The sequence below is a fragment of the uncultured Phyllobacterium sp. genome (assembly GCF_902479695.1).
GTDB lineage: Bacteria > Pseudomonadota > Alphaproteobacteria > Rhizobiales > Rhizobiaceae > Phyllobacterium > Phyllobacterium calauticae.
Genome location: NZ_CABSQF010000011.1, coordinates 20,940 through 47,136 on the forward strand (window position 1 = coordinate 20,940; position 26,197 = coordinate 47,136).

Genomic DNA, 26,197 nt, shown 5'->3' on the forward strand with positions numbered 1-26,197 from the left:
ACGACCCTATTCCGCCGCCTGTGCTTCCGCGCTGGCGGCGGTTCCTTTTCTGGAGAAGACAAAGGCCAGAATGAAGCTTGCCGTCAGCAAAAGTACGATGGTCGGCGCCGGGGCGCTGTCGAGGAAGAAACTCAGATAGATACCGGCCAACGATGTTGAAACGGCAACAAGTGCCGATACGAGCAGCATGCGTTCGAACCTTTTGGTCAAGAGGAAGGCGATGGAGCCCGGCGCAATCAGCATGGCGACGGCAAGGATGATGCCAACAGCCTTGAGCGCGCCGACGATGGTCAGCGACAGGATGCAGAGCAGGCCATAGTGCAGGAATTTGACCGGCAGACCGATGGCCTGCGCGTGCTGCGGATCAAAGGCATGCAGCAGCAAATCCCGCCGCCAGATGCCGAGGGCCAGCAGGGTCACGGCTGCTATCACCCCGGTTTCGGCGATATCGCGCCATGCCACGCCGAGCATGTCGCCGAAGAGGATATGGTCGAGATGCACGTCGGACTGGATCTTGGTGTAGAGGACGATGCCAAGGCCGAACATGCCGGAGAAGACCACGCCCATAACCGTGTCTTCCTTCACCCGGCTGTTCTGCTTGAGGAAGCCGGTGGCAAGGGCGCAGATCATGCCTGCCGCAAAGGCCCCGATTGCCAGCGGGATACCCGCGATATAGGCGAGCACCACGCCGGGCAGCACCGCGTGCGAGATCGCATCTCCCATCAGCGACCAGCCCTTCAGAACCAGAAAGGGCGAGAGCAGGCCCATGGGGATTGCCACGAGAAGCGTGATGACAAAGGCCTGCTGCATGAAGCCGAAGCTGAACGGCTGCAACAAAAGCTGGATCAGGTCGCTCATAGCCCCTCCTCCAATGCCAAGCGGGCGCGGCGGCGCGCGGCGAGCGTTCCGTGCTTGGGTGCGAAAACAAAAGCGGTGAGAAAGACCAGCGTCTGCAATACGACGATGATCCCGCCGGTGGCACCATCGAGGAAATAGCTGAGATAGGCGCCGATAAAACTGGTCAAGGCCCCGATCAGCACACTGGTCTGGATCAGGCGCGGGAAACGGTCATGCAGGAGATAGGCGGTTGCGCCGGGGGTGACGACCATCGCCACCACCAGAAACGCCCCCACGGTCTGCATGGCGGCCACCGTCGATGCACTGAGCAGCGTGAAGAACAGGATTTTCAACAATGGCGGATTGAGGCCGATGGAACGGGCATGATTTTCGTCAAAGAATGTCACCATCAGGTCCTTCCATTTGACCAAGAGGACAGCCAGCGACACCCCGCAGATGATGACCAGTTGCAGCGTATCCTCCGGCGTGATCGCCAGAATATTGCCGAGCACGATGGTCTGGATATTCACCGAGGCGGGTGACAGCGACATCATGAACAGGCCGAGCCCGAAGAAGGAGGTGAAGATCAGGCCGATGATGGCGTCCTCCTTCAGCTTTGTCCGCTGGTTGAGAAACAGCATGGCGACTGCGGCGAGACCGCCGGAAAAGAACGCGCCGATGGAAAATGGCAGGCCGAGCATGTAGGCCCCGGCAACACCGGGCACGATGGAATGGGAGAGCGCGTCGCCGATCAGCGACCATCCCTTCAGCATGAGGTAGGCGGAAAGGAATGCGCAGACACCACCGACCAGCGCACTGACCCACATGGCATTGATCATATAGTTGTAGGAAAAAGGTTCGAGAAGTAGCTGCATCATGATTGCGGCTTACCTTTCCCCTTGGGTTCACCATAGATCACGAAGGGGCGTTCATCGTCGCTGAGCACCGTCACGCTGCGCGGATCGGCATCGGCATGCAGATCAACTCCGCCGAGGATGAAGTGCCGCAGCACACCGCCGAAGGTCATTTCCAGATTGGCCTGCGTGAACACCTCTGCGGTCGGTCCGGAGGCCAGGACGGTGCGGTTGACCAGCACGGCCCGGTCACAGAATTCGGGCACGCTGCCGAGATTGTGGGTGGAGACCAGCATGACCTTGCCGTCATCGCGCAGGGATCGCAAAAGGCCGATGATGGCCTCTTCTGTCCGCACGTCGACGCCTGTAAAGGGTTCGTCCAGAAGAATGATATCGCCTTCCTGCGCCAGCGCGCGGGCGAGAAAGACGCGCTTCTTCTGACCGCCCGAGAGCTCGCCGATCTGGCGCTTGCGGAAATCCGTCATGCCGACCCGCTCCAGCGCGGCAGTCACCATGTGCTGGTCACGCTTTTTCGGCATGCGTAGAAAATTCATATGGCCATATCGTCCCATCATCACGACGTCTTCGACCAGAACCGGAAAATTCCAGTCGACATCCTCGCTCTGCGGCACATAGGCCACCACATTGCGTTTGAGCGCCTGTCCCGCCTGTTCACCCAGGATCGAGACCGATCCCCTGGCGAGGGGCACGAAGCCCATGATGGCCTTGAACAGGGTGGACTTGCCACTGCCATTGACGCCGACCAGCGCGGTGATCGACCCGCGCGGGATATCGAAGCTGGCATTGCGTAAAGCCGTGTGGCCATTGCGATAGGTCACGGTCACGTCATGCACGGAAAGACCAGCCCCCCGCTTTGCAGCGGAGGGGCCGGCGAGCGCTTGGGAGGACGCGCTCACTGGGTAAAGCCTTTGGCAACGGTTTGTGCCGTGACGCGCAGAAGGTCGAGATAGGTGGGCACCGGACCATCGGGATCGCTGAGCGAATCGACATAGAGAACACCGCCATATTTGGCACCGGTCTCGCGGGCGACCTGCTTGGCGGGCGAAGCGGAAATCGTGCTTTCACTGAAAACCACCGGGATTTTCTCGGCGCGAACTTTGTCGATCACCTTGCGCACCTGCTGGGGTGTACCCTGCTGATCGGCGTTGATCGGCCAGAGGTAAAGCTCCTTCATGTCGAAATCGCGGGCGAGATAGCTGAAGGCGCCTTCACTCGTCACCAGCCAGCGGCGCTCGGCGGGAACAGCAGCGAGACTGTCGCGGATGGGCGCAACCGTTGCCCGGATCTTCTCCGAATAGGCCGCGGCGTTGCGGTCATAGACGGCGGCATTGGCCGGGTCATACTTGCCGAGTGCCTTGCGGATATTTTCCACATAAACCAGCGCGGCATTGGGCGACATCCAGGCATGCGGGTTCGGCTTGCCCTCATAGGGCCCCTCCGAAATGCCCATCGGCTCTACACCCTCGCTGACAACGACGCTCGGAACATTCTTGACGTTGCCGAAGAATTTTTCGAACCAGCGTTCCAGACCCAAGCCGTTCCACAGGACCAGATTGGCATCCTGCGCCTTCAGGATATCGCCGGGTGTCGGCTGGTAGTCATGAATTTCAGCGTTGGGTTTCGTAATCGAATCCACGGCGGCCGCGTCCCCCGCAACATTGCGGGCCATGTCGGCGATGATGGTAAAGGTGGTGACCACCTTGAACTTCTTGCCATCGGCAGCGGATGCCGGGCCAAGAATCGTCAAAAGAGCAAAAACAGCAATCAACAGTCGGGAAAATCTCATCTCGCCTCCAGCAAACCGGGAAAATGGTGAGCTTTTTCGTCACCATTGTTACTCCATAACGGCTTGCGGGAGGCGCGTCAATGCAAATGCGAATGATTTGCAAAAAGAAACCCATTCCCGTTTCCCGCAATATGCGGAAGGTCAGACGCCGAAATTCTGTGTACCAACGCCCGTATCTGACAAGGCCAGTTGAGAATCTTTGCAACTGAGCGCGTTCTGGCGCATAATCCCGCGCATGAAACATGCTATCAATCAGAAGCCGGATTACGAGAAGGAGCTGCGCAAGGCAGGCGTTCGCATCACCCGCCCGCGCCGAATCATTCTCGATATTCTGACCTCCACCGAAGACCACCCGGATGCGATGAAGATTTTCCATCGCGCCATCGAGATCGATGACAGCATTTCGCTTTCGACCGTGTACCGCACCATGAACCTGCTGGAAGAAATGGGCGCCATTCATCGCCACGCCTTCAATGGCGGCCCGTCACGCTTCGAACAGGCCCATGGCGAGCATCACGACCACCTGATCGATGTCGATACGGGTGACGTGATCGAATTCCAGTCGGACAAGATCGAGAAACTGCAGGAAGAGATCGCCCGCGCGCTCGGCTATGACATCATCCATCACCGGCTGGAACTCTACGGGCGGAAATCCAAGCGGCCGGAATAACGCACGCACAAACGTCCAAGACGTTTGCTTTCGCGTGAAGCATAACTTCCGCTGGCATTTGCCCAGAGGAGTCCTGCATGCAAACGGTCCAGCCAAAATCCTATCCGGCCATCAATTTCTCCGAAAAGTTCAAGCTGTTTTCTGAACAGTGGTCACCCAAAGTGGTGGCGGAGCTCAACGATTACCAATTCAAGATCGTCCGCATCGAGGGTGATTTCATCTGGCACGATCATCCGGAAACCGATGAAGCATTCATTGTCCTGGACGGGGAACTGCGCATCGATTTCCGCGACGGGTTCGTGACGATCAGGCCGGGTGAAATGTACGTCGTCCCCAAAGGGGTCGAGCACAAACCCTATGCCGAAAGGGAAGTCCGGCTGATGCTGATCGAACCCCGGGGGGTGCTCAATACCGGCCACGAGGGCGGTGAGCGGACAGCACAGAACGACGTGTGGATCTGACAGATCTTACGCAATCTGCGCCAATTCGCGGCGCAGAAAATCATTCAGCCGGTCAATGGCCGGACTGGATGACACCGGGCTGCGCATGATGCCGATTTCCAGATCACGCAGCGGCGGCAGGCCTTCATTCTCGCCGATAACGCGCAGGGTCGACGGCACGCTGCACGCGGCAAGCGCAGCCACCGCCAGCCCGGCCTGCACCACGGCGATCAGTCCGAGCAGGCTGGCGCTGGAATAGGTGCAGCGATAGCTGCGATCCGCATCCCCCAGCGCGTCCAGCACGTTCATGCGCGCGGCGCAGCCGGGTTCAAACAGAGCGATGGGCAGCGGGTCATTTTCCCAGGCGACATGGGTCGGTGATGCCACCCAGATCAAGCGCTCGCGGCGGATCACCTCCAGCGGCTGGGTGGCCCCGCGGGTGACAATCGCCAGATTGACCCGGTCCTCATCGATCGCCTTGACCAGCGAGGTGGATTGCTCGCAGACCAGTTCGACGGTGACCAGCGGATGCTCCTCGGCAAACCGCGACAGAACGGGCGGCAGCAGGAATGCCGCATAGTCATCGGGCACGCCAAGCCGCACGCTGCCGGTTTCCTCGGGGCGGGTGACATTGGCCCAGGCCTCATCCGACAAACGCAGCAACCGCCGCGCATAATTGAGAAAACTCTCGCCGGCCAGGTTCGGCTCGACGGACCGGGGGTTGCGAATAAGCAGCTGTTTGCCCACCGCCTGTTCCAGCCGCTGCATCTGCATGCTGACGGCCGACTGGCTGCGGCCGACACGCGGGGCAGCCGCCGACAGGCTGCCGGTTTCGATGACAGTCACAAAGGTCCGCAGGAGATCGAGGTCGAGGGGTGCAGCCATAATGCTATCAATATAGCGAATAGTTTGTTCCAAATCTATTCGTTTGTTTGGTGGCAGCCAACGGCGCTAACTGGACATCCTTTTCCACGGGGATGACCCACATGCCTGACCCGATATCCGATCGTTTTCCTGCAGCACGGCTGGCCATCGCCATGGCCATCATCGGGACGGTCGGTGCCTTTGCAACGGAAACACGGCTCGATCCGGTCACCATCGTCTTCTGGCGCTGTGTTTTCGGCATGGTCTTCCTCGCAGCCTGGTGTTTCCTGCGCGGCTATCTTCCCGACCGGACCCTCTCCTGGCCGCGGCTGGGCCGGGCAGCGCTCGGCGGCATCTGCATGGTACTCAGCTGGGTATCGTTTTTTGCCGGATTCCGCATGACGTCGATTGCAACCACCACGATCGTCTATCACATCCAGCCGTGCTTCGTTCTTCGCATCGGCTGAGCCCTTTTGAAGGAACGCCCCCCCGTCGATCAGATCATCTTGATCCTCGGCGCCTTTCTCTGCTTCGTCCTGCCCAGCGGCCTTGTCGGCGCGACGGCACCGGTCAGCACGCTATGGATTCTTGGGATCGTCATGTCGCTTGGTGCCGCGATGCTTTATGCCGCCGCAACCATTCTCGCCAAGGGCCTCGGCGAGCAACGGCCGGAAATCACGGTGCTGTGCCAAACCATCGTCGGCATCGTCATGCTCGCGCCTTTTGCCAATTGGGCGGAGCCCGTGCCGCTGGCATCCTGGGGCTGGCTGACCAGTATCGGCATCCTCCATACGGGCATTGCCTATATCCTGATCTATTCGGCCTATCCGCGCCTGTCGACGCCGGTCATCGGCGTCCTGACCTTCATCTATCCGATCGTCGCCATCATCGTGGACTGGGCAATTTACGGACACCCGCTGGGAATGGCACAAGCCGCCGGCATGCTGCTGATTGCCTGCGGTACGCTGGGCGTGCGGCTCGGGTGGCAAATTCCCTGGCGGCGGATTTCGGCAGCTTGACTCCCCGGGAACATGAAAAAGCCGCCCGGAGGCGGCTTTTCGTCAAAAGATGCAAAAGAATCAGGCGGCGTTGGAGGCAGGCTGCGCCGTCAGCAATTCATAGATAAGGGTCGCATCATGGGCGGTGCGCAATTTGGCAATCCGCTCGGGATCGCGCAGCATGCGGGCAATCCGCGACAAAGCCTTCAGATGATCGGCGCCGGCATTCTCCGGCGCCAGCAGAAGAAAAACAATATCGACGGGCTGATCGTCCAGCGCTTCGAAATCCACGGGGGTTTCGAGCTGTGCGAAGACCCCGGTGATGCGTTTGACGCTGTTGATCTTGCCATGCGGGATGGCAATGCCATTGCCAACACCGGTCGAGCCAAGGCGCTCGCGCTGCAGGACGGTGTCAAACACTTCCCGCTCCGTCAAACCGGTCAAGGCGGCAGCCTTCTCCGACATGATCTGCAAAAGCTGCTTTTTGGAATTGACTTTCAATGCGGGCAGGACAGCGTCGGGCTGAATGAGGTCACCCAGATCCATTATTCTCTTCCTTCCTGTTACCGTCCGCGCTTTGGGCGCGGACGGTAGTTCAAATTTCGCCTAAGACCCGGCGCCGTTCTGACCGGCCACGGCCGATGGATCGATCCAGCCGATGTTGCCGTCAGCGCGGCGGTATACGATATTCACCTGCGTACTGCCAGAGTTACGGAAGACAACCACTGGACTATCTTTCAGATCGAGCTCGACCACGGCGGATGCGACACTCATGCTTCTGAGCGCCATCGATGTCTCAGCCACGATTGTCGGCGCGTAATCCTCCGGAATGTCCTCATCTTCATCCGGTACAGGGGCGACGACCCGGTAGGAAATATCGTCGAAAACACCGTTCGAGCCGGGCGCCTGATGCGATTTCAGACGCCGCTTGTAACGGCGAAGGCGTTTGTCCACGCGTTCTCCGGCTGCATCAAAAGCAAGCTGAGGATCCTGTGCCTCGCCCGCTGCCTGCAGCACCGTGCCGGTATCGAGACGGATCAGGCAATCGGCGATAAAGCGCGACCCCTGTTTCTCCACTGTGACGTGGCCTGTATATCCGCCATCGAAATATTTGGTCACCATCTCACCGATCCGTTCGTCAATGCGAATGCGGAAAGCGTCACCAATGTCCATATGTTTCCCAGATACACGCAGACTCATGATACCTCACCTTCATTGTGACTTTTCATTGCCCGAGCCAATCTACACTGTTGTTGAGAGACGAGCAAAGACATCCCGCACATTCCATGCGAGTGATCCATCACATTTCACTTTCTGATTCTTCATCTCCAAAAGGCGCGCTTTCGCTTCAATCGATGCAAATCACCGGCGCTTCACTCTCCCTTGACCAAGCTTCTATGGCTCGGTTCATTTACCCGCTCGCCTCGATTCTACACCTGTGCGGCGGATGAATCCAGAGTTTCCGTCACCCTTGCGCACAGAAGCCTCCGCTTTTTTCTCCCGGCGCCTTTGCACCGAGGATGCGATGTTCATCGCCTCGCGGTACTTGGCAACCGTACGCCGTGCAATCTCAACGCCCTGGCCCTTCAGAAGATCCACGATCGTGTCGTCCGATAAAATATCGTCCGGCTTTTCACTGTCGATCAGCAGCTTGATCTGATGCCGCACGGACTGGGAGGAATGCTGCTCGCCGCCTTCGGTGGCCGAAATCCCCGCATTGAAAAAATAGCGCAACTCGAAGACGCCGCGCTTCGTCAGCATGTATTTGTTGGCGGTGACGCGGCTGACGGTCGACTCGTGCATGCCGATGGCGTCAGCCACATTTCTCAAATTGAGCGGCTTCAGGTGGGCAACGCCGAATTGCAGGAACTCCGCCTGCTGGCGCACGATTTCCGTCGCCACCTTCAAAATGGTCTGGGCGCGCTGATCCAGGCTGCGCGTCAGCCAGTTGGCATTTTGCAGGCATTCGCTCAGAAACCCCTTTTCAGCCGGGGAAGCCGTTACCTTTGCAATGGTCGCATAATAGGTGTTGTTGACGAGGACCCGCGGCAGAGCATCCGGATTGAGCTCGATATTCCACGTCCCGTCCGGCGCCATGTCGACATGCACGTCCGGGATGATGCTGTCGGCCACACCCGAGGAGAAGGCCGTTCCCGGCTTTGGATCGAGCAGGCGTATCTCCTGCAGCATATCGAGCAGATCGGCATCGGCGACCCGGCACAGCTTTCTCAGGCTTTGAAAATCCCGTTTCGCCAGGAGTTCCAGATTTTGCAGAAGCATCGTCATCGCCGGATCGAGCCGGTTTTTTGCACGCAGTTGCAGAGCCAGACATTCAGCCAGATCACGGGCAAACAGCCCCGCCGGTTCGAATGTCTGCAAAACCGCGATCAGTCTGTCGATATGGGCCGCATCGGTGCCCAGCCGTTCGGCAATCTCCTCGACATCGACGCGCAGATAGCCCATTTCGTCGAGGTAATCGGCGAGTTCCGCTGCAATCAGGCGGTCCACCGCATCCTCAAAGGCAAAAATGATCTGCTCGCCGACGTGGTCGCGCAGCGTCAACGGCGATGCGGTCACCTGTTCGAGATTGAACCCCTCGCCGCCCGTCGACACATATCCGTCACCCGATGACGATTTCCATTGCGAGGCCAGATCGCCAGCGATGAAGTCGTGGGTTCCAGGATCATCCGGAAAGATATTCTCGAGAGAACTGTCGAACGTCTCGGACATGGAGCCTGAACTGGTCGACTCGCCGCTGACAAGCCAATGGTCGTTCTGCTCACTTGCGCTGCCCCCGTCGCGGCTTTCGTCGGCGTCACCATGATTGACACCGCGCGAATAGTCGCCGGCTTCTCCCGGCCCGCGATCATCGGACGTATCCCGGCTTTCGAAGGAAAAATGTTCATTTGCCGTTTCATCGCGCTCCAGCAGCGGATTCTTTTCGATCTCCTGCTCGATGAATTGCTCGAGTTCGACATGGGACAATTGCAGCAGCCGAATCGACTGCATGAGCAGCGGCGTCATCACCAGAGACTGGGTTTGTCTCAGATCGAGTTTTGGCGACAGGGCCATGGTGAACGCGGGTACTCCTGTACGAAATTCTTCTCAATGTACAGAAATGGCCCAATCCTTGCTTGTCAATTCCAGCAAGGCAAAAAACGACTCTTTTCGGAAAGATTCATCTGGATTCACGCAGAGGCGAGTAATTTCTGGCAAAAATCTGCCAGAAATTGATAAAATCAGAGCTTGAACTGATCACCGAGATAAAGACGCCGGACATCCGGATTCGCAATAATCTCGTCCGGACGGCCGTGGGTCAGAACCTGCCCCGCATGAATGATGTAAGCGCGGTCAATCAGCTTCAGCGTTTCACGCACATTGTGGTCCGTGATGAGAACGCCGATGCCGCGGCTGGTCAAATGGCGGACGAGCTGCTGGATATCGGAGACCGCAATGGGATCAACGCCGGCAAACGGCTCGTCAAGCAGCATGAAATTGGGCCGTGAGGCCAAGGCGCGGGCAATCTCCAGCCGGCGGCGTTCACCGCCGGAGAGGGAAAGCGCCGGTGCCTTGCGCAGATGGGCGATATGAAACTCTTCCAGGAGGGAATCCAGTTCCTGCGCCCGTGCGGTGCGGTCCTTCTCGACTACTTCGAGCACGGCCTTGATGTTGTTTTCCACGGAGAGGCCGCGGAAAATCGAGGCTTCCTGCGGCAGATAGCCGATACCGAGGCGCGAGCGGCGATACATCGGCATCGTCGTCACATCAAAGCCATCGATTTCGATATTGCCCTTGTCGACCGGCACCAGGCCGGTGACCATATAGAAACAGGTGGTCTTCCCGGCACCGTTCGGGCCGAGAATACCGACCGCTTCGCCGGCCCGCACACCGAAGGAAACACCATTGACCACCTGACGGCCATTATAGCTCTTGGTGATGCCACGGGCGACAAGCGTACCCTTCATCCGGTCCGTCGCCGACGGATCGGCGGCACGCATCTCCTGGGAAATGCGCGCGTCTGGCGATGTGGGGGTCTTTGCGGATCGACGGGAAAACAGGGACACTTATACCGCCGGCCTAGTTCTTCGGAGCGCTCTTCGGCGCAACGACGATAGAAACGCGGCCGGTCTGTCCATTCTTGCAGCTTTCCAGCTGGGCCTGACCGCTCTTCATCTGCACGGTCAGCTTGCAACCGACGCCAACATTATCGCCCTGCGAGAGAACGACCTTGCTGCCGGTCAGAACCAGAACCTGCGTCTTCATGTCGAACGTGCCATGGTCGCCCGTGGCAACCTGATCTTCGGACTTCACGTAGACCTTGTCATTGACCTCGATGTGGTCGATGTCCTGGGCGCCTGCGCCCGCAGGCGCGGCTGCCTTGGTCTCTGTTTTGGCGGCTGCCTTGTCGGCGGCTTTTTCCGCGTCGGTCTTTTCCGGCTTCTTGACGTAGTAAACGATCATGGAACCCGCCTTCATCAGCGTCGTTCCCTGGGTGACCGTTACATTGCCGGTGAAGGTGGCAGTACCCACATCATTATGCACGTCGAGGCGATCGGAATCGATCTGAATGGGCTGATCACTCGAAAGCTTCATGCCGTTGTTCAGGCCGCCGGCCTTGCTCGCATCCTGCGCTGCAACAGGACCAATCATGGAGGATGCCCAAATGCCCAATGCAACAGTCGAAATGCTGATCAGTCTTGTCCCGCGCGACATTGTCTCAATCTCCTAAATCCGGGATATCCCCACCTGGCCGGCAATCACTGCGGTGATTTGGCTTCGTTGCGACCTTCATGCAGCTTTGCGGGCTGAATGACAAGCCTGACCCCCTTTTCAAAGACCATTACTTTGCCACTCTGAGTAATTTTCATACTGTCTGCGACGATACTGGCACTGCTATTTTCGATCTTGACAGGCTGATCGGTCGACATCGAGTTTTCTTGTATATTGATATCGGCGGATTTCAGCTGTGCTTTCATGCCGTCCGAGGTTGTCAGCGTTATGTTGTTGTCAAGCTTCAACTGGCGGTTGGCATTGTCGTAAAGGCCGCCCTTGGCGTTGACCTGCGCCCGCAGATCCTGGCCAACCGGAATTTCCGCGCTGATATTCTCAAGCGTGATCAGCGAGCTGTTGCCGACATCCTGCAGCGCCCGTTCCGCACTCATCTTGTAGGGGAGCTTGTCCTTGGTAAAGCCATCCAGTTTGGGATTGGTCATGACCAGCTTGCCATCCTGAATGCCCGCACTGTCCAAAGTGATATTGCTCGGGATGTTCGTCGTGGAGAAAAATGTGAACCATGAGAAAACCGCAGCGCCGATCACGGCGACGGCAGGCAAGGCAAATTTCATGAAGCGCACGCGCCGCGAATGGCGTTCCGCAGCGCGAAAAACGTGCGAATCCTTCTCGGTGGCAGAAAATTGCCGCGCAACTTCCGCATGCTGCGCAGCAGCCGCTGTTGCATCGCCGTTTGGATGCGTATGTTTCAGTTCAATGGACATGTATTGGCTATACTACCGATTGCGATGTGTTGGCGCCCTGTTAGTTGAACGCCAATATGGTTATTTTTCGATGAAATGAACCAGGGTCTATGGGACACGTTGCATTTGATCGAACAAATATGCCGTCATCCACTCATATACAAGGTGCAGCGCCAATTGCCTATATGGGGCAATGTGCTGAACCCCGGGGGTCTGGACTTCCTCGGAATGTTGCCGCAGAAGAATGCTTGCACTGAATTGCACAGGAAACGGACGATACGATGGCAAACACAGCTGACGCAATCATCGACAGGCGCCGTCTCCGGCGCAAGCTGACATTCTGGCGTGTGCTTTCCCTTCTGGTTGTCGCGCTCGCCCTGATCGGGCTTTACGGATTTCTCTCCGGTTCCGACCGCCTTTCCGGCAAAACCGCAGCGCATATCGCCAAAATCCGTGTTGAAGGCACGATTTTCGAGAATGACGAACTCATCAAGCGTCTGGGCGAAGTCGCCGATTCCACCGCTGTGAAGGGCGTTATCCTTTCGGTGGATTCACCGGGCGGCACCACGGCAGGCGGCGAAGCCATCTATGAAGCCGTGCGCAAGATCGCCGCGAAAAAGCCCGTTGTTGCGCAGGTCGGAACATTGGCGGCCTCGGCAGGCTACATGATCGCCAGCGGTTCGGACCATATTGTCGCACGCCAGTCCTCCATCGTCGGATCGATCGGCGTGCTGTTCCAGTATCCCGATATTTCCGAGCTGCTGACGAAGGTCGGCGTCAAGGTGGAGACAATCAAATCCAGTCCGCTGAAAGCCGAACCGAATTTTTTCAACCCCGCCAGCGACGAAGCCAAAGCCATGATCCATCGCATGATCATGGATTCCTATGACTGGTTCGTCGGAATCGTTCAGGAACGGCGCAATTTTACCCGCGAACAGACGCTTGCGCTGGCCGACGGATCGGTCTTCACCGGCAGACAGGCGCTGGCCAACAAACTCATCGACGAACTTGGCGGGGAAGACAAGTCGATTGCCTGGCTGAAAACCAAGGGCGTTGACGAGAAATTGCCGGTCATCGAATGGAAACCCGCACAAAAGACAAGCTTCAGCTCGTTTCTGTCCCAATCCGCGCTGAAAATGCTGGCGCAATATCTCGGTATTCCGCAGGAAAGCACCGGGTTGCTGCGCGATTTGACGGGTGATCGCATCTTCCTTGACGGGCTCGTTTCTGTTTGGCACGTTGACGGCAGGCCCGTAGGGGCGCAATAGAATATTTAAGCTTACAGGATCAGTGACATAGTCATAATGGCCGTGTCATTTGAACTTGAACCAGAAGGGGATTATGCCGTGATCAAATCAGAGCTCGTCCAGATCATTGCCAACCGCAATCCGCACCTGTTTCAACGCGATGTCGAGAATATCGTCGGCGCCATTTTCGACGAGATCACCGACGCTCTTGCGGAAGGGAATCGGGTCGAGCTTCGTGGCTTCGGTGCATTCTCGGTGAAAAACCGCCCCGCCCGCAGCGGTCGCAATCCCCGCACCGGCGACAGCGTCGAGGTCGAGGAAAAGTGGGTGCCATTCTTCAAGACCGGCAAAGAGCTGCGCGACCGGCTGAACGCCGACTGAATGCAGCAACAAGCTGGGGCGGCTTCATAGCCTGATGATACGTGAAGTGCTGTTACCCTGGAGAGAGATATGATCAATCGCGTCGTTGTCGTCCTCATTCTCGTGCCGCTGGCAGTTATCCTGATTGCACTGTCGGTGGCCAATCGCGGGCTGGTGACCTTTACGATCGATCCGTTCAATCCGGGCAATCCCGGCCTGTCCTATGCCGCACCCCTCTTCGTCTGGCTGTTTCTCGCTCTCTTCGTCGGGCTGATCCTTGGCAGTTTCGCCACCTGGATCAACCAGGGCCGGCACCGCAAACTGGCGCGCCAGCGCAAGCAGGAAACCGAACTCCTGCGCATGGAGGCGCGGAAATCGGCGGCCACGCAGTCCACGCCCAATCTTCCCTCCCTGCACTAAGCAGCATATTTTCAAGGATTTGCAATGAAACTGGTCTCTCCGGCTGACGTCGACGGGCTGTTGAACTGGCCGGACATGATCAACGCCATTGAAACGGCGTTCCGTCAGGGCGTTATCCAACCCGTGCGCCACCATCACACGGTTGATCGCCCCGATGGCGCCGCATCGACGCTTCTGCTGATGCCGGCCTGGTCGGACTTCGATGCGCTCGGCGATTCGTCGAAGGGCTATATGGGCGTCAAGATCGTCACAGTGTCGCCTGACAATGGGGCCATCGGCAAACCGGCCGTCATGGGCGTCTATCTGCTGCTCGATGGCAAGACCGGGGAACCCAAGGCCCTCATCGATGGGCAGCGTTTGACCACATGGCGCACCGCAGGCGCCTCCGCCCTTGCCGCCCGCTATCTCGCCCGCGAAGATGCATCCAAACTCGTTATCCTTGGCGCCGGCGCGCTCTCAGGCTTTCTTGCCCGCGCGCACAGCTCCGTCAGACCGATCCGCGAGATTTCCATCTGGAACCGCAGCATCGACAATGCGCGCAAAGTGGCGGCGTATCTCGTCGCTGACGGGTTCAATGCCAAGGCGGTCACCGACAAGGATGCGGCCATCGCCGACGCCGATATTATCGCCGCTGGCACACTGTCGACCGAACCGCTTATTCTCGGCAGACATCTGAAGAAGGGCGCGCATGTCGATCTTATCGGTGCCTTTACCCCCGCCATGCGGGAAAGCGACGATGAGTGCGTCAAGCGTGCGCGGGTGTTTGTCGACACCAGGGAAGGCGCGCTGAAGGAAGGCGGCGACCTCGTCCAGCCGATCAAGGCGGGCGTCATCGGCGACAGCCACGTGATCGGCGATCTGTTCGATCTCACCCGCGGAACGGTGAAGGGGCGTCAGTCGCCCGATGAAATCACCCTGTTCAAGTCGGTCGGCGCTGCGCTGGAAGACCTTGCCGCCGGCATTCTGGTCTATGAAAAGGCGATTGCAGCCTCTGCCTGAGTGTTTTTGCTTTCGCCTTTCCTCATCTTGGCATAGGAAACCACCATTGAGCGATGGCCAAGGGCATATGAGGGCATAACGGTTTGAAATCGTCTGGCGGAAAAATCAGGAAGGCCAAGGGCACCGGCCCGAAAGGCGCGGGACCGAAAGCTGCCCCCCCCAGGCAGCAGCAGAAAAACCCCCGCCCACATTTTCCCACCCCCCCCCCCCGGGCGAACAATGAGGCGCGCGACACGACGGCGCCGCGCCCCCACCCGCCCCCAAGGCGGTTCCTGCCCCGCCATACCGGCCCGCGCCCGACAGAAAAGACCGGCCTGATCCTCGAAACGCTGCCCTCCGATGATTACGCGCTGCTCGACAGCGGCAACGGCCTCAAGCTCGAGCAATATGGTCCCTACCGGATCATCCGCCCGGAAGGCCAGGCCATCTGGCTCCCGGCCTGGAACAAGGCCGAGTGGGACAAGGCTGACGCGATCTTTACCGGCAATACGGATGAGGAAGGCGTCGGACGCTGGCATTTCCCCAAAGTGCCGCTCGGCGAAACCTGGCCGCTTGCCTATGAGGGCATTCCCTTCTTCGGCCGCTTCACCTCCTTCCGGCATGTGGGCGTGTTTCCCGAACAGGGAACGCACTGGTCGCACATGGACAGCCTCATTCGCGGTGCAAAGCGCCCGGTGAAGGTGCTCAATCTTTTCGGCTATACCGGCGTCGCCTCGCTCGTTGCCGCCCGTGCGGGCGCCGAGGTGACTCATGTCGACGCCTCGAAGAAGGCAATCGTCTGGGCCCGCGAAAACCAGGAAATGGCCGGACTTTCCGGCAAGCCCATCCGCTGGATTTGCGAGGATGCGATGAAGTTTGTCGCCCGCGAAGAGCGGCGCGGCAGCGGTTATGACATCATCCTGCTCGATCCGCCCGCCTATGGCCGCGGCCCGAATGGCGAGGTCTGGCAGCTCTTCGACAATCTGCCCGACATGGTCGATCTGTGCCGGTCGATCCTGACGCCCAATCCGCTCGGCGTGGTGCTGACCGCCTATTCCATCCGCGCATCGTTCTTTGCCATTCACGAGCTGATGCGCGATGCCTTTACCGGTCTTGGCGGCGAAGTGCAGTCCGGCGAACTGATCCTGCGCGAACGGTCTTCCGGGCGCGCCCTTTCCACGTCCCTGTTCAGCCGCTGGGGTGCCAAATGACCAGACATGACGACCGCCAGCACGGCAGCTCCATCGCGCGGCCCGGCAAGGTCAAGGAAGTCACCAGCCTGACCAACCCGATCGTCAAGGATCTGCGATCCCTGGCGCTGAAGAAGTTCCGCGACCAGCAGGGTGTGTTTCTGGCCGAAGGCCTGAAACTCGTCATCGACGCGCTCGATCTCGGCTGGGTCATCAAGACGCTTGTCTATTCCAAGGCCGGCAAGGGCAATTCCCTTGTCGAGCAGGTGGCAGCCCGCACGATTGCCAAGGGCGGTGACGTGCTCGAGGTCAACGAGAAGGTGATTTCCGCCATCACCCGGCGCGACAATCCGCAAATGGTCGTCGGCGTGTTCGAGCAGCAGCTGCAGCCCCTGTCGGCCACCCGACCGCAGGGCAACGATGTTTACGTCGCGCTCGACCGGGTGCGCGATCCAGGCAATCTCGGCACGATCATCCGGACAGCCGATGCGGCAGGCGCCAAGGGTATCATCCTGATCGGCGACACCACGGACCCGTTTTCGCTCGAAACCGTGCGCGCCACCATGGGTTCGGTCTTTGCCGTCCCGCTGATACGCACGAACGAAACGGAATTCCTTTCCTGGCGAAAGGGATTTTCGGGACTCATCGTCGGCACGCACCTCAAAGGCGCTGTCGACTACCGGACCATTCCCTACAAGGGCAAGCCGGTCATTCTGCTGATGGGCAATGAGCAGCAGGGCCTCCCCGACACGCTGGCCTCAACCTGTGACAAGCTGGCCCGCATTCCCCAGGAAGGCCGGGCGGATTCGCTCAATCTCGCCATTGCCACTGGCGTCATGCTGTTCGAGATCCGCCGCGAGGCGTTGACACTCGATGGCGGCAAACAGGATAAATAACCTCCATGAAAAGCAAATCCTTCTTCGGCCTGCTGGCGATTGTGGTGCTTGCCGTGGCGAGCGACCAGATCATCAAATATCTCGTCGAGACCGGCATGGATTACCAGCAGCAGATCGATCTGCTGCCATTTCTGGCACTTTTTCGTGTTCACAATAATGGCATTGCATTTTCGATGCTCAGCGGCATGCACGACCTCGCCCTGATCGGCTTGACCGTCGTCGTCATCGCCTTTGTCAGCTATCTCTGGTGGAGCACCGTACCGGCACGCTGGATCTCGCGCATCGGCTTTGCGCTGATCATCGGCGGTGCCATCGGCAATCTGATCGACCGCAGCCTGCTTGGCTATGTCGTTGATTATATTCTTTTCCATCTGCCGTCATGGTCCTTTGCCGTCTTCAATCTGGCCGATGCCCACATTTCCGTCGGCGCCGCACTGGTCGTGCTTGAAGAAATTTTTGTCTGGCTGCGCGAGCGCAAGACGCCAAAGGGGCAAGCTGGGGGAAACTGAGGAAAACCCAGCATCTGCGGTGTCCCCCGCGTCATGCGCCCGTCATCCAATTGTTGTATTCAAGCATCTAGTGATTGCCGATCAACCATGATGAGAGCGAATCGTTATGAGCTTCGCCTTGCTTGAACCTGCGTCTATCTTTAAAGATCAGCACACGATGTCGCAGGTTGATTCAACACCCTCGCCGTTTACGGCGCCACACCTTGTCGCGGTGCTTGGACGCATTGGGACGATGGAAGTTTGCCTTGCGCAAACCGAAGCCGAAATCGTCTCTGCCCAGCAGCTGCGCTTCAAGGTATTTTTCGATGAACTCGGCGCCAAGGGCTCGGCTTCTCTGGAGCAGCGCGACGCAGACCGTTTCGATCCCGTATGCGATCACCTCCTGGTTTATGACACCTCGATCATTGGCCCCAAGCACAAGCAGATCGTCGGCACCTACCGGCTGATGCGCTCGGAAGTTGCCCACAAAACAGGCGGTTTTTACTCGGCTAGCGAATATACGATCGACAGTCTGGTAGCTGCCAAGCCGCAGATGCATTTCCTTGAGCTCGGCCGGTCCTGTGTTTTGCCGGAATACCGCTCGAAGCGCACGGTCGAACTGCTGTGGCAGGGCATCTGGAGCTATTGCCGCTATCACTCCATCGACGTGATGTTCGGCTGCGCATCCTTCCAGGGAACGGTGCCGGCGGCGCATGCCCTGCCGCTGTCGTTCTTGCATCACAATTGCCGCGCAACGCCGGACTGGGATGTCCAGGCCCTGCCATCGCTGTATCAGCCGATGGATCTCGTTCCCAGCGAAGCGGTCAATCCGAAGGTTGCCCTGTTCGCCATGCCGCCATTGATCAAGGGCTATCTGCGCCTTGGTGCCATGATCGGTGACGGTGCGGTGGTGGATCATGATTTCGGCACGACCGACGTGCTGATCATTCTGCCGGTCAGCCGCATTTCCACGCGCTACGTCAGCCATTACATCTCGAACGCCAAGCGTTTCGACTGAAATTCCACTTTCGCCTCATGCAGGACGAACATCATCTGTGGAGAAAACCGCCGATGATGCGCCTGCACGGTGTGTAAAGTTCCCGATAGCGCATAGATTGGTCTTCTGATCGGAATCGGTCAAAATCAGGAGAACGTCTTGGCCGACATGCCATTCACTGCGGAAACACCATCCTATGAGGCTGACAGCTCGGCACGCCCAACGCCGATGATGGAGCAGTATATCGAGATCAAGGCGACCAATCCGGACAGCCTGCTGTTTTACCGGATGGGCGACTTCTACGAGCTGTTCTTCGACGATGCGATAGCCGCGTCCCGCGCGCTCGGGATCACGCTGACCAAGCGCGGCAAGCATCTGGGCGAGGATATCCCGATGTGCGGCGTACCGGTGCATGCGGCGGACGACTACCTGCAGAAGCTCATCATGCGCGGCTTCCGGGTTGCGGTGTGCGAACAGGTGGAAGACCCGGCTGAAGCGCGCAAGCGCGGATCGAAATCCGTGGTGAAGCGCGATGTCGTGCGGCTGGTCACCCCCGGCACGCTCACCGAGGAAAAGCTGCTCGATCCCTCCGAAGCCAACTATCTCATGACGCTGGGACGGGTGAAAGGCGCGGCGCAGGGCCAGTTTGCCCTCGCCTGGATCGATATTTCCACCGGCACGTTCCGGGTCAGCGAAACTGACCCGTCGCGGCTGCTTGCCGATATTCTGCGCGTCGATCCGCGCGAACTGATCGTTGCCGATCCGGTGTTTCACGATCCGGACCTGCGCCCGACATTCGATGTCATCGGACGCTCCGTCAGCCCGCAGCCGCCAAGCCTTTTCGACAGCGCCACGGCGGAAAACCGCATACAGCGCTATTTCGACGTGGCCACGCTCGACGGCTTCGGGCATTTTTCGCGCGCCGAGCTTTCCGCCATATCGGGCGCCATCGCCTATGTGGAAAAAACCCAGATTTCCGAACGTCCGCCGTTGATGCGGCCGGAGCGGGAATCGGAAGGCTCCACGCTTTTCATCGACCCCGCCACCCGCGCCAATCTGGAAATGCTGCGCACCTTGTCGGGCAATCGCGATGGCAGCCTGCTCAAATCCATTGACCGCACGGTTACCGGCGGCGGCGCCCGGCTGTTGGCCGAGCGGCTGACCTCGCCGCTGACAAATCCCGCCGCCATTGCGGAGCGGCTCGATTCCGTCTCCTGCTTTCTCACCGGACAATCCCTCGCCGATCTGACCCGCGAAGCATTGAAGGGCGTGCCGGACATGCCCCGCGCCCTGTCGCGCCTTGCTGTCGGGCGCGGCGGTCCGCGCGATCTCGGCGCACTCGCGCGCGGACTCGAGGCTGCCGCCCAAATCGCTTCTTTCCTGGGCAGGGAAGTGCTTCCCGCCGAACTCTCCGCCGTTCGGGATTGCCTTGGCAGCCTGCCCCACGACTATGCCGCTCACCTTGACCGGGCGCTGGATGACGAACTGCCTCTGCTCAAACGCGACGGCGGTTTCGTCCGGCCCGGATACAATGCGGAACTCGATGAGATGCGCGCCTTGCGCGACCACTCCCGCCGCATCATTGCCGGTCTCCAGGCCGATTACATGGATCTGACCGGCATCCGCTCGCTCAAGATCAAGCACAACAATGTGCTCGGCTATTTCATCGAGGTCACGGCGAACAATGCGTCCGTGATGACCGATACGGATGAAGCCAAGGGCAAATTCATCCATCGTCAGACCATTGCCAATGCGATGCGGTTCACGACAACGGAGCTCGCCGAACTCGAAACCAAAATCGCCAATGCCGCCGAACGGGCGCTGTCGATTGAACTGGGCATTTTCGACGCGCTGACCGGGGAAACGGTTGCCAATGCCGACGCAATCCGCGCCGGCGCTGCAGCGCTGGCAACCCTCGACGTCTCGGCATCGCTCGCTGCCCTTGCCGAAGAGCAGGGTTATTGCCGCCCCCTCGTCGATGACAGTCTCGCTTTCGAGATCGTTGCCGGGCGCCATCCCGTCGTGGAACAATCCCTGCGCCGTCAGGCTGCCAATCCGTTCGTCGCCAATGACTGCAATCTGTCACCACAAGGAACGGCCAAGGGTGCTATCTGGCTCCTGACCGGACCGAACATGGGCGGCAAATCGACATTCCTGCGCCAGAACGCATTGATTGCCATTCTTGCGCAGATGGGATCGTTCGTCCCGGCCGGTTCAGCGCATATCGGCATTGTCGACCGGCTGTTCTCGCGCGTCGGCGCATCGGACGATCTGGCGCGCGGCCGGTCGACCTTCATGGTGGAGATGGTGGAAACAGCCGCCATCCTCAATCAGGCCAGCGACCATTCCCTGGTCATTCTCGATGAGATCGGCCGCGGCACCGCGACCTTCGACGGCCTGTCGATTGCCTGGGCAGCGGTGGAATATCTGCATGAGAAGAACCAGTGCCGGGCGATTTTCGCCACGCATTTCCACGAAATGACCTCGCTGTCGGAAAAGCTGACGCGCCTGAGCAATGTCACCATGCGGGTCAAGGAATGGGACGGCGACGTCGTCTTCCTGCATGAGGTGGCCAAGGGCGCCGCAGACCGCTCCTATGGCGTGCAGGTGGCGCGGCTGGCCGGATTACCGGAAGCCGTGGTCAACCGCGCCCGCGACGTTCTGCACCAGCTGGAAGCCGGTGAAACCTCGGGTAAGGCTGACAAGCTGATCGATGATCTGCCGCTATTCTCCGTTGAGGTGAAGCGCGAGGTGAAAGCGCCTGCCAAAGGCAAGGACAGTGCGCTGCTGGCAGCCCTTTCGACGGTCAATCCCGATGAAATGACGCCGCGCGAGGCGCTTGACGCGCTCTACCGGTTGAAAGGCCTCGCCACAAACCCGACATCGTGAAGACTTGGGGGCACATCTGTCCCTAGTGGAACGAATTTGACATTCGCACCCGTTTGACATCACGCGAGATAGGCGAATGTCAAATTCAAAGTTCCACTAGGACCATCTACTTGCTAGTGGTCCTTTGATTCTGACATTTGCCTGGATGGCCTGTATCAATGGGTTGCAAATGTCAGAATCGGACCACTAGCGGGTACAGTGTCTTCAAAGGTAAGCATTTCGTTTATGGCAAATACGCGCTATAGCGTGCGGCCATCATTCATAAAGTCGTGTTCATGAGCGCAGACCTGAAACTGGAACAGATCGTCAGTCCGGCCAAACTTCATCGTCAGTTTGAAGATCTGGTCAAGGCGGCAAAAAAACAAGGCGCCGCTTCCGTCAATCGCAATGACGTGCTGCAGCTCCTGAAAGAGACACTCGTTTCGGGTCGCAAGACTGCCGAGGAGATGTTGAAAAAGGACGGCGGCGGCACACGCTGCTCCGTGCGCCTGTCCTATCTGATGGACCAGATCATTTCGGCGCTCTACGATTTTGCGATCACCCATGTCTATCATTCGGTCAATCCATCCACGGCAGAACGGATGACGGTGGTGGCGGTTGGCGGCTACGGCCGCGGCGGGCTGGCGCCCGGCTCGGATATCGACCTTCTGTTCCTGCTGCCCTACAAGCAGACCCCGTGGGGCGAGCAGGTGGTCGAGTATATCCTCTACATGCTCTGGGACATGGGCCTGAAGGTTGGCCACGCCACGCGCAATGTCGACGAATCCATCCGCCAGTCGCTCGCCGACATGACCATCCGCACCAGTATTCTCGAAGCCCGCTACGTCTGCGGCAATGACGAGCTTTTCACCACATTGGTGCGCCGCTTCGATACGGAAGTCGTCAAGGGGACAGGACCGGCCTTCATCGAGGCGAAGCTGACCGAGCGCAACGAACGGCACCGCAAGGCCGGTGCGACCCGCTATCTCGTCGAACCGAACGTCAAGGAAGGCAAAGGCGGCCAGCGCGATCTGCACACGCTGTTCTGGATCGCCAAATATTACTACCACGTGAAGACCAGTGACGAACTGGTCAAGCTCGGGGTATTGTCGCGCGCCGAGCACAATATTTTCCGCAAGGCCGAAGACCTTTTATGGGCCGTGCGCTGCCACATGCATTTCTATACCGGCAAGGCAGAGGAACGGCTGTCCTTCGACATCCAGAGCGAGATTGCCCAGCGGCTCGGCTATACGGCACATCCCGGCCAGCGCGATGTCGAGCGCTTCATGAAGCACTACTTCCTTGTCGCCAAGGAAGTGGGCGACCTGACGCGCATCATCTGCGCCGCGCTGGAAGAAGAACAGGCAAAACATGTTCCCGGTTTCAACCGGATTTTCCTCACCTTCTCGCGCCGCAAGCGCAAACTGCCGGGAACGTCGGATTTCGTCGTCGACAATCACCGCATCACCATCGCCAATGACGGCGTTTTCCAGAAGGATCCGGTCAACCTCATCCGCCTGTTCCACCTGGCCGATCTGCATGGGCTCGAACTCCACCCCGATGCGATGCAGCTGGTGACCCGTTCCCTGTCGCTGATCAAGGCGGATTTGCGCGAAAATCCCGAGGCCAACCGCCTGTTTCTTGAAATCCTGACTTCCGAGCGCAATCCCGAACTTATCCTGCGGCGTATGAACGAATCCGGCGTTCTGGGCAGGTTCATCCCGGATTTCGGCAAGGTCGTCGCGATGATGCAGTTCAACATGTATCATCACTACACGGTCGATGAGCATCTCTTGCGCTGCATCGCCGTATTGTCCGAGATCGATCACGGCGACCTCAGCAATGAGCATCCGCTGGCCAACCAGATCATGCCAGCCCTGAAAAAGGACCGGAAGCTGCTCTACGTCGCCCTGCTCCTGCACGATATCGCCAAGGGCCGGCCGGAGGACCACTCACTTGCCGGTGCGCGCATCGCCAAGCGCGTCTGCCCGCGTCTGGGCCTCTCCAAATCCGATACGGAAACCGTGTCGTGGCTGGTCGAGCAGCACCTGACCATGAGCATGGTCGCCCAGTCGCGCGATCTCAATGACCGCAAGACCATCGAGGACTTTGCCGAGATCGTCCAGACGCTCGACCGGATGAAACTGCTTCTGATCCTCACCGTCTGCGATATCAAGGCGGTCGGGCCGGGCGTGTGGAACGGCTGGAAAGGCCAGCTGCTGCGCACCCTGTTCTACGAAACCGAACTGATGCTGACCGGCGGTTTCTCGGAAGTGTCGCGCAAGGAACGCACCGACCACGCCCGCGCGCAGCTCGAACATGCCCTATCATCCTGGCCGCAGCTCGAGCGCCAGTCCTATCTTGCCCTGCACTATCAGAACTATCTCCTGACGGTCAGTCTGGATGATCAGATCCGCCATGCCAATTTCGTGCGTGAATCCGACAGTTCGGAAAAAACCCTGGCGACCATGGTCAAAACCCATGATTTCGAAGGTGTCACCGAAATCACGGTGCTTTCGCCCGATCATCCGCGCCTTCTGTCGATCATCGCCGGCGCCTGCGCTGCCGCCGGCGCCAATATCGTCGACGCGCAGATCTTCACCACGAGCGACGGCCGTGCGCTCGATACGATCCTGATCAGCCGCGAATTCCCGACCGATGACGACGAGCGCCGCCGCGCCATGCGGGTGGGGCGCCTGATCGAGGATGTGCTGTCCGGCAAGTCCTACCTGCCGGAGATGCTGGCATCGCGCACCAAGCCGAAACGCGCGGTCAAGGCGTTCCGCATCACGCCGCGCGTCGAAATCAACAACACGCTGTCGAACAAGTTCACCGTCATCGAGGTCGAGGGGCTGGACCGTCCGGGCCTGCTCTCCGAGATCACCGGCGTCATTTCCGACCTGTCGCTCGACATCGCCTCGGCGCATGTGACGACGTTCGGCGAAAAGGTCATCGACGTGTTCTACGTCACCGATCTTGTCGGCCACCAGGTCACCAACGGGGCGCGGCAGAACCGCATCCGCAAGAAGCTGCTCGCCCTGTTCGGCGAAGGCGATATCACCACGGCCCAGCCGCAGCGGCACAACATCCTGATGTCTGCAGAATAGGTTCAGCACCCATGTTTATTCGGAATCTGGAACAGATATGAGTCTGGTCAAAAAATTCGCGACGGTGGCTTCCGGCACCCTGATGAGCCGTGTCTTCGGGCTGACGCGAGAAATGCTGATGGCAGCGGCGCTTGGCACCGGCCCCGTCGCCGATGCCTTCAATGCCGCCTTCCGTTTCCCCAACACCTTCCGCCGCCTGTTTGCCGAGGGTGCGTTCAACGCGGCCTTCGTCCCGCTGTTTGCCAAGGAGATCGAGGCGAACGGCATGGACGGGGCAAAGCGCTTTTCCGAGGAGGTGTTCGGCGTCCTGTTCACCGTGCTGATGGCGCTGACCATTCTGATGGAACTGTCGATGCCGCTGATTGTGCGCACGGTGATCGCGCCGGGCTTCCTCGACGACCCGGTGAAGTTCGGCAATACGGTGTCGATGGCGATCATCATGTTTCCCTATCTGGCCTGCATGTCGCTGGCGGCGATGATGAGCGGCATGCTGAACTCGCTGCACCGCTATTTTGCCGCCGCCGTCGCTCCGGTTTTCCTCAACGTGATCCTGATCGGCGTGCTCGCCTATGCCTGGTACAAGGGGCATGACGGTATCACGATCGGTTACGGCCTCTCCTGGGGCGTCATGGCGGCGGGACTGGTGCAACTGGCCATCGTCTGGTTTGCCGTGCGCAATGCCGGCATTTCCATCGGCTTCCGGCTGCCGCACTTCACGCCGAATGTGCGGCGCCTGCTGGTGCTGGCCCTGCCCGCGGCCATCACCGGCGGCATCACCCAGATCAACCTTCTGGTGAACACGAACATCGCTTCCGGCAAGGAGGGCGCGGTGACGTCGCTTGCCAATGCCGACCGCGTCTATCAGCTGCCCCTCGGCGTGGTGGGTATTGCCGTTGCAACGGTGCTGCTGCCCGAGCTTGCCCGTGCATTGCGCTCCGGTAACCACAGGGAAGCCGGCAGCCTGCAGAACCGGTCGGTGGAGTTCATCCTGTTTCTGACGCTGCCGGCTGCAGCGGCGCTGCTCGTCATGTCCGAGCCGATCATCCGCCTCCTGCTCGAGCGCGGTGAATTCACCGCCGAATCGACGCGGCGCGTATCCAACATTCTCGCGGTCTACGGCCTTGGCCTGCCCGCCTTCGTGCTGATCAAGGCTTTCATTCCCGGCTTCTTCGCCCGCGAAGACACCAAGACACCCATGATCTTTGCAGCGGTTTCCGTTGTTATCAATGTCAGCATGGCGCTGACGCTGTTTCCGCTGATGGCCGAAACCGGCATTGCCACGGCGGAAGTGACGGCCGGGTGGGTCAATGCCATTCTCCTCTTCGCAACGCTGGTGTGGCGTGGGCATTGGGGCCGCGACATCCCGCTGCTCACCCGCATTCCACGCCTGATCTTTTCGGCGGCGGCCATGGCTGTTGCCCTGTATTACGCCATCCATTGGGCCGCGCCCTATCTTGCCTCCCACACGCCGGTGCATATCCAGGCGCCCGTGGTCTTCGGCCTGATCATGCTGTCGATGGTTGTCTATTTCGTCCTGGCATTCGCAACCGGCGGCGCCAGTTTCGGCATGATCCGCCGCAATGTGAAACGCGGTGCCAAAGCACCGGTTTTGCCGCCGGAGGGCCCTGCGGCATGAGCGTCTCCTGACGCTCAAATAGCCTTTGCCATCCCGATAGGGCTTGAATAGAGCGCCCTGCTCTGC

Annotated in this window: 25 protein-coding genes and 1 pseudogene; 15 read left to right on the forward strand and 11 right to left on the reverse strand. The window is 59.2% G+C overall.

The genetic code is table 11. The features are described from left to right. Window positions 1-6: 6 nt before the first annotated feature. The 4 genes from RDL77_RS08860 to RDL77_RS08875 are packed head-to-tail and all read right to left on the reverse strand — an operon-like array spanning window position 7 to window position 3,498. Complete coding sequence (locus RDL77_RS08860) at window positions 7-858, reverse strand: metal ABC transporter permease (protein WP_223612247.1); 852 nt, start codon at window positions 856-858, stop codon at window positions 7-9. Beyond that, window positions 855-1,715, reverse strand: a complete 861-nt coding sequence (locus RDL77_RS08865) for a metal ABC transporter permease (RefSeq protein WP_288192570.1) — start codon at window positions 1,713-1,715, stop codon at window positions 855-857. The genes RDL77_RS08860 and RDL77_RS08865 overlap by 4 nt, the downstream gene beginning before the upstream one ends. After that, the gene (locus RDL77_RS08870; protein ID WP_288192571.1) at window positions 1,712-2,608 is read right to left on the reverse strand and encodes a manganese/iron ABC transporter ATP-binding protein; all 897 of its coding nucleotides are present in this window, start codon (window positions 2,606-2,608) and stop codon (window positions 1,712-1,714) included. The genes RDL77_RS08865 and RDL77_RS08870 overlap by 4 nt, the downstream gene beginning before the upstream one ends. Beyond that, window positions 2,605-3,498 carry a metal ABC transporter substrate-binding protein gene (locus tag RDL77_RS08875; protein ID WP_288192572.1) on the reverse strand — a complete coding sequence of 298 codons (894 nt, stop codon included), beginning with the start codon at window positions 3,496-3,498 and terminating at the stop codon, window positions 2,605-2,607. Before RDL77_RS08875 ends, RDL77_RS08870 begins: the two co-directional genes overlap by 4 nt. A 235-nt stretch (window positions 3,499-3,733) precedes the next feature. Here RDL77_RS08875 and RDL77_RS08880 point away from each other — a divergent pair, with 235 nt between their 5' ends. Both RDL77_RS08880 and RDL77_RS08885 read left to right on the forward strand, forming a co-directional pair. Continuing rightward, the gene (locus tag RDL77_RS08880; protein WP_223612249.1) at window positions 3,734-4,168 is read left to right on the forward strand and encodes a Fur family transcriptional regulator; all 435 of its coding nucleotides are present in this window, start codon (window positions 3,734-3,736) and stop codon (window positions 4,166-4,168) included. A gap of 77 nt (window positions 4,169-4,245) precedes the next feature. Continuing rightward, entirely contained in the window at window positions 4,246-4,629 is a 384-nt protein-coding gene (locus tag RDL77_RS08885; RefSeq protein ID WP_288192573.1) for a cupin domain-containing protein, read from the forward strand. Between the two features lie 6 nt (window positions 4,630-4,635). On the opposite strand, the gene RDL77_RS08890 is transcribed toward RDL77_RS08885, so the two are convergent. Further along, window positions 4,636-5,493 (reverse strand): LysR substrate-binding domain-containing protein, encoded by an 858-nt coding sequence (locus tag RDL77_RS08890; protein ID WP_223612251.1) that lies wholly within the window; start codon window positions 5,491-5,493, stop codon window positions 4,636-4,638. Window positions 5,494-5,594: 101 nt separating this feature from the next. Here RDL77_RS08890 and RDL77_RS08895 point away from each other — a divergent pair, with 101 nt between their 5' ends. Continuing rightward, complete coding sequence (locus RDL77_RS08895) at window positions 5,595-5,939, forward strand: DMT family transporter (RefSeq protein WP_288192574.1); 345 nt, start codon at window positions 5,595-5,597, stop codon at window positions 5,937-5,939. Between the two features lie 6 nt (window positions 5,940-5,945). Next, complete coding sequence (locus RDL77_RS08900) at window positions 5,946-6,491, forward strand: DMT family transporter (RefSeq protein WP_288192575.1); 546 nt, start codon at window positions 5,946-5,948, stop codon at window positions 6,489-6,491. Window positions 6,492-6,551: 60 nt separating this feature from the next. Here the strand turns inward: RDL77_RS08900 and ptsN are convergent, their stop codons facing one another. The 6 genes and pseudogenes from ptsN to lptC form a co-directional block, all read right to left on the reverse strand. Then, window positions 6,552-7,016, reverse strand: coding sequence for a PTS IIA-like nitrogen regulatory protein PtsN (gene ptsN, locus RDL77_RS08905; protein WP_105738035.1), 465 nt, complete (start codon window positions 7,014-7,016; stop codon window positions 6,552-6,554). Between the two features lie 60 nt (window positions 7,017-7,076). Then, entirely contained in the window at window positions 7,077-7,670 is a 594-nt protein-coding gene (gene hpf, locus RDL77_RS08910; protein WP_091878871.1) for a ribosome hibernation-promoting factor, HPF/YfiA family, read from the reverse strand. Between the two features lie 207 nt (window positions 7,671-7,877). Continuing rightward, window positions 7,878-9,542, reverse strand: coding sequence for an RNA polymerase factor sigma-54 (rpoN, locus tag RDL77_RS08915; protein WP_288192576.1), 1,665 nt, complete (start codon window positions 9,540-9,542; stop codon window positions 7,878-7,880). Window positions 9,543-9,709: 167 nt separating this feature from the next. Beyond that, window positions 9,710-10,438: pseudogene (lptB, locus tag RDL77_RS08920) on the reverse strand (LPS export ABC transporter ATP-binding protein); the annotation flags it as partial. A 109-nt stretch (window positions 10,439-10,547) separates the two neighbouring features. Further along, window positions 10,548-11,183: an LptA/OstA family protein gene (locus RDL77_RS08925; protein ID WP_288192577.1), complete on the reverse strand. Its 636-nt coding sequence runs from the start codon at window positions 11,181-11,183 to the stop codon at window positions 10,548-10,550. Between the two features lie 44 nt (window positions 11,184-11,227). Then, window positions 11,228-11,965: an LPS export ABC transporter periplasmic protein LptC gene (lptC, locus tag RDL77_RS08930; protein ID WP_223612255.1), complete on the reverse strand. Its 738-nt coding sequence runs from the start codon at window positions 11,963-11,965 to the stop codon at window positions 11,228-11,230. Window positions 11,966-12,225: 260 nt separating this feature from the next. Between lptC and sppA the strand changes: the two genes are divergently transcribed. The 11 genes from sppA to murJ all read left to right on the forward strand — a co-directional run bounded on the left by sppA (window position 12,226) and on the right by murJ (window position 26,131). Beyond that, the gene (gene sppA, locus RDL77_RS08935; RefSeq protein WP_288192578.1) at window positions 12,226-13,212 is read left to right on the forward strand and encodes a signal peptide peptidase SppA; all 987 of its coding nucleotides are present in this window, start codon (window positions 12,226-12,228) and stop codon (window positions 13,210-13,212) included. A gap of 78 nt (window positions 13,213-13,290) precedes the next feature. Beyond that, entirely contained in the window at window positions 13,291-13,572 is a 282-nt protein-coding gene (locus RDL77_RS08940; RefSeq protein ID WP_091878879.1) for an integration host factor subunit beta, read from the forward strand. A gap of 69 nt (window positions 13,573-13,641) precedes the next feature. After that, entirely contained in the window at window positions 13,642-13,971 is a 330-nt protein-coding gene (locus RDL77_RS08945; RefSeq protein ID WP_105738045.1) for a LapA family protein, read from the forward strand. A 24-nt stretch (window positions 13,972-13,995) separates the two neighbouring features. Further along, window positions 13,996-14,970, forward strand: coding sequence for an ornithine cyclodeaminase family protein (locus tag RDL77_RS08950; RefSeq protein WP_288192579.1), 975 nt, complete (start codon window positions 13,996-13,998; stop codon window positions 14,968-14,970). Between the two features lie 83 nt (window positions 14,971-15,053). Next, the gene (locus tag RDL77_RS08955; RefSeq protein WP_308526390.1) at window positions 15,054-16,160 is read left to right on the forward strand and encodes a class I SAM-dependent rRNA methyltransferase; all 1,107 of its coding nucleotides are present in this window, start codon (window positions 15,054-15,056) and stop codon (window positions 16,158-16,160) included. Next, window positions 16,157-17,035 carry an RNA methyltransferase gene (locus tag RDL77_RS08960; RefSeq protein ID WP_223612258.1) on the forward strand — a complete coding sequence of 293 codons (879 nt, stop codon included), beginning with the start codon at window positions 16,157-16,159 and terminating at the stop codon, window positions 17,033-17,035. Before RDL77_RS08955 ends, RDL77_RS08960 begins: the two co-directional genes overlap by 4 nt. 5 nt (window positions 17,036-17,040) lie before the next feature. Continuing rightward, complete coding sequence (lspA, locus tag RDL77_RS08965; protein WP_288192580.1) at window positions 17,041-17,544, forward strand: signal peptidase II; 504 nt, start codon at window positions 17,041-17,043, stop codon at window positions 17,542-17,544. 157 nt (window positions 17,545-17,701) lie between these two features. Next, a complete protein-coding gene (locus RDL77_RS08970) occupies window positions 17,702-18,541 on the forward strand; it encodes a GNAT family N-acetyltransferase (RefSeq protein WP_223612260.1) in 840 nt (279 codons plus the stop codon). Between the two features lie 147 nt (window positions 18,542-18,688). Further along, complete coding sequence (gene mutS, locus RDL77_RS08975; protein ID WP_288192622.1) at window positions 18,689-21,409, forward strand: DNA mismatch repair protein MutS; 2,721 nt, start codon at window positions 18,689-18,691, stop codon at window positions 21,407-21,409. Between the two features lie 275 nt (window positions 21,410-21,684). Next, a complete protein-coding gene (locus RDL77_RS08980) occupies window positions 21,685-24,495 on the forward strand; it encodes a [protein-PII] uridylyltransferase (protein WP_223612261.1) in 2,811 nt (936 codons plus the stop codon). An 82-nt stretch (window positions 24,496-24,577) separates the two neighbouring features. Then, entirely contained in the window at window positions 24,578-26,131 is a 1,554-nt protein-coding gene (gene murJ, locus RDL77_RS08985) for a murein biosynthesis integral membrane protein MurJ (protein ID WP_374042694.1), read from the forward strand. The last annotated feature ends 66 nt before the right edge of the window (window positions 26,132-26,197 follow it).

Coding starts and splice junctions, on each gene's coding strand:
- RDL77_RS08860 (WP_223612247.1), bottom strand. CDS start 858: ATGAGCGACCTGATCCAGCTTTTGTTGCAGCCGTTCAGCTTCGGCTTC.
- RDL77_RS08865 (WP_288192570.1), bottom strand. CDS start 1,715: ATGATGCAGCTACTTCTCGAACCTTTTTCCTACAACTATATGATCAAT.
- RDL77_RS08875 (WP_288192572.1), bottom strand. CDS start 3,498: ATGAGATTTTCCCGACTGTTGATTGCTGTTTTTGCTCTTTTGACGATT.
- RDL77_RS08880 (WP_223612249.1), top strand. CDS start 3,734: ATGAAACATGCTATCAATCAGAAGCCGGATTACGAGAAGGAGCTGCGC.
- RDL77_RS08885 (WP_288192573.1), top strand. CDS start 4,246: ATGCAAACGGTCCAGCCAAAATCCTATCCGGCCATCAATTTCTCCGAA.
- RDL77_RS08890 (WP_223612251.1), bottom strand. CDS start 5,493: ATGGCTGCACCCCTCGACCTCGATCTCCTGCGGACCTTTGTGACTGTC.
- RDL77_RS08895 (WP_288192574.1), top strand. CDS start 5,595: ATGCCTGACCCGATATCCGATCGTTTTCCTGCAGCACGGCTGGCCATC.
- ptsN (WP_105738035.1), bottom strand. CDS start 7,016: ATGGATCTGGGTGACCTCATTCAGCCCGACGCTGTCCTGCCCGCATTG.
- hpf (WP_091878871.1), bottom strand. CDS start 7,670: ATGAGTCTGCGTGTATCTGGGAAACATATGGACATTGGTGACGCTTTC.
- rpoN (WP_288192576.1), bottom strand. CDS start 9,542: ATGGCCCTGTCGCCAAAACTCGATCTGAGACAAACCCAGTCTCTGGTG.
- RDL77_RS08925 (WP_288192577.1), bottom strand. CDS start 11,183: ATGTCGCGCGGGACAAGACTGATCAGCATTTCGACTGTTGCATTGGGC.
- lptC (WP_223612255.1), bottom strand. CDS start 11,965: ATGTCCATTGAACTGAAACATACGCATCCAAACGGCGATGCAACAGCG.
- sppA (WP_288192578.1), top strand. CDS start 12,226: ATGGCAAACACAGCTGACGCAATCATCGACAGGCGCCGTCTCCGGCGC.
- RDL77_RS08945 (WP_105738045.1), top strand. CDS start 13,642: ATGATCAATCGCGTCGTTGTCGTCCTCATTCTCGTGCCGCTGGCAGTT.
- RDL77_RS08950 (WP_288192579.1), top strand. CDS start 13,996: ATGAAACTGGTCTCTCCGGCTGACGTCGACGGGCTGTTGAACTGGCCG.
- RDL77_RS08960 (WP_223612258.1), top strand. CDS start 16,157: ATGACCAGACATGACGACCGCCAGCACGGCAGCTCCATCGCGCGGCCC.
- lspA (WP_288192580.1), top strand. CDS start 17,041: ATGAAAAGCAAATCCTTCTTCGGCCTGCTGGCGATTGTGGTGCTTGCC.
- RDL77_RS08970 (WP_223612260.1), top strand. CDS start 17,702: ATGTCGCAGGTTGATTCAACACCCTCGCCGTTTACGGCGCCACACCTT.
- mutS (WP_288192622.1), top strand. CDS start 18,689: ATGCCATTCACTGCGGAAACACCATCCTATGAGGCTGACAGCTCGGCA.
- RDL77_RS08980 (WP_223612261.1), top strand. CDS start 21,685: ATGAGCGCAGACCTGAAACTGGAACAGATCGTCAGTCCGGCCAAACTT.
- murJ (WP_374042694.1), top strand. CDS start 24,578: ATGAGCCGTGTCTTCGGGCTGACGCGAGAAATGCTGATGGCAGCGGCG.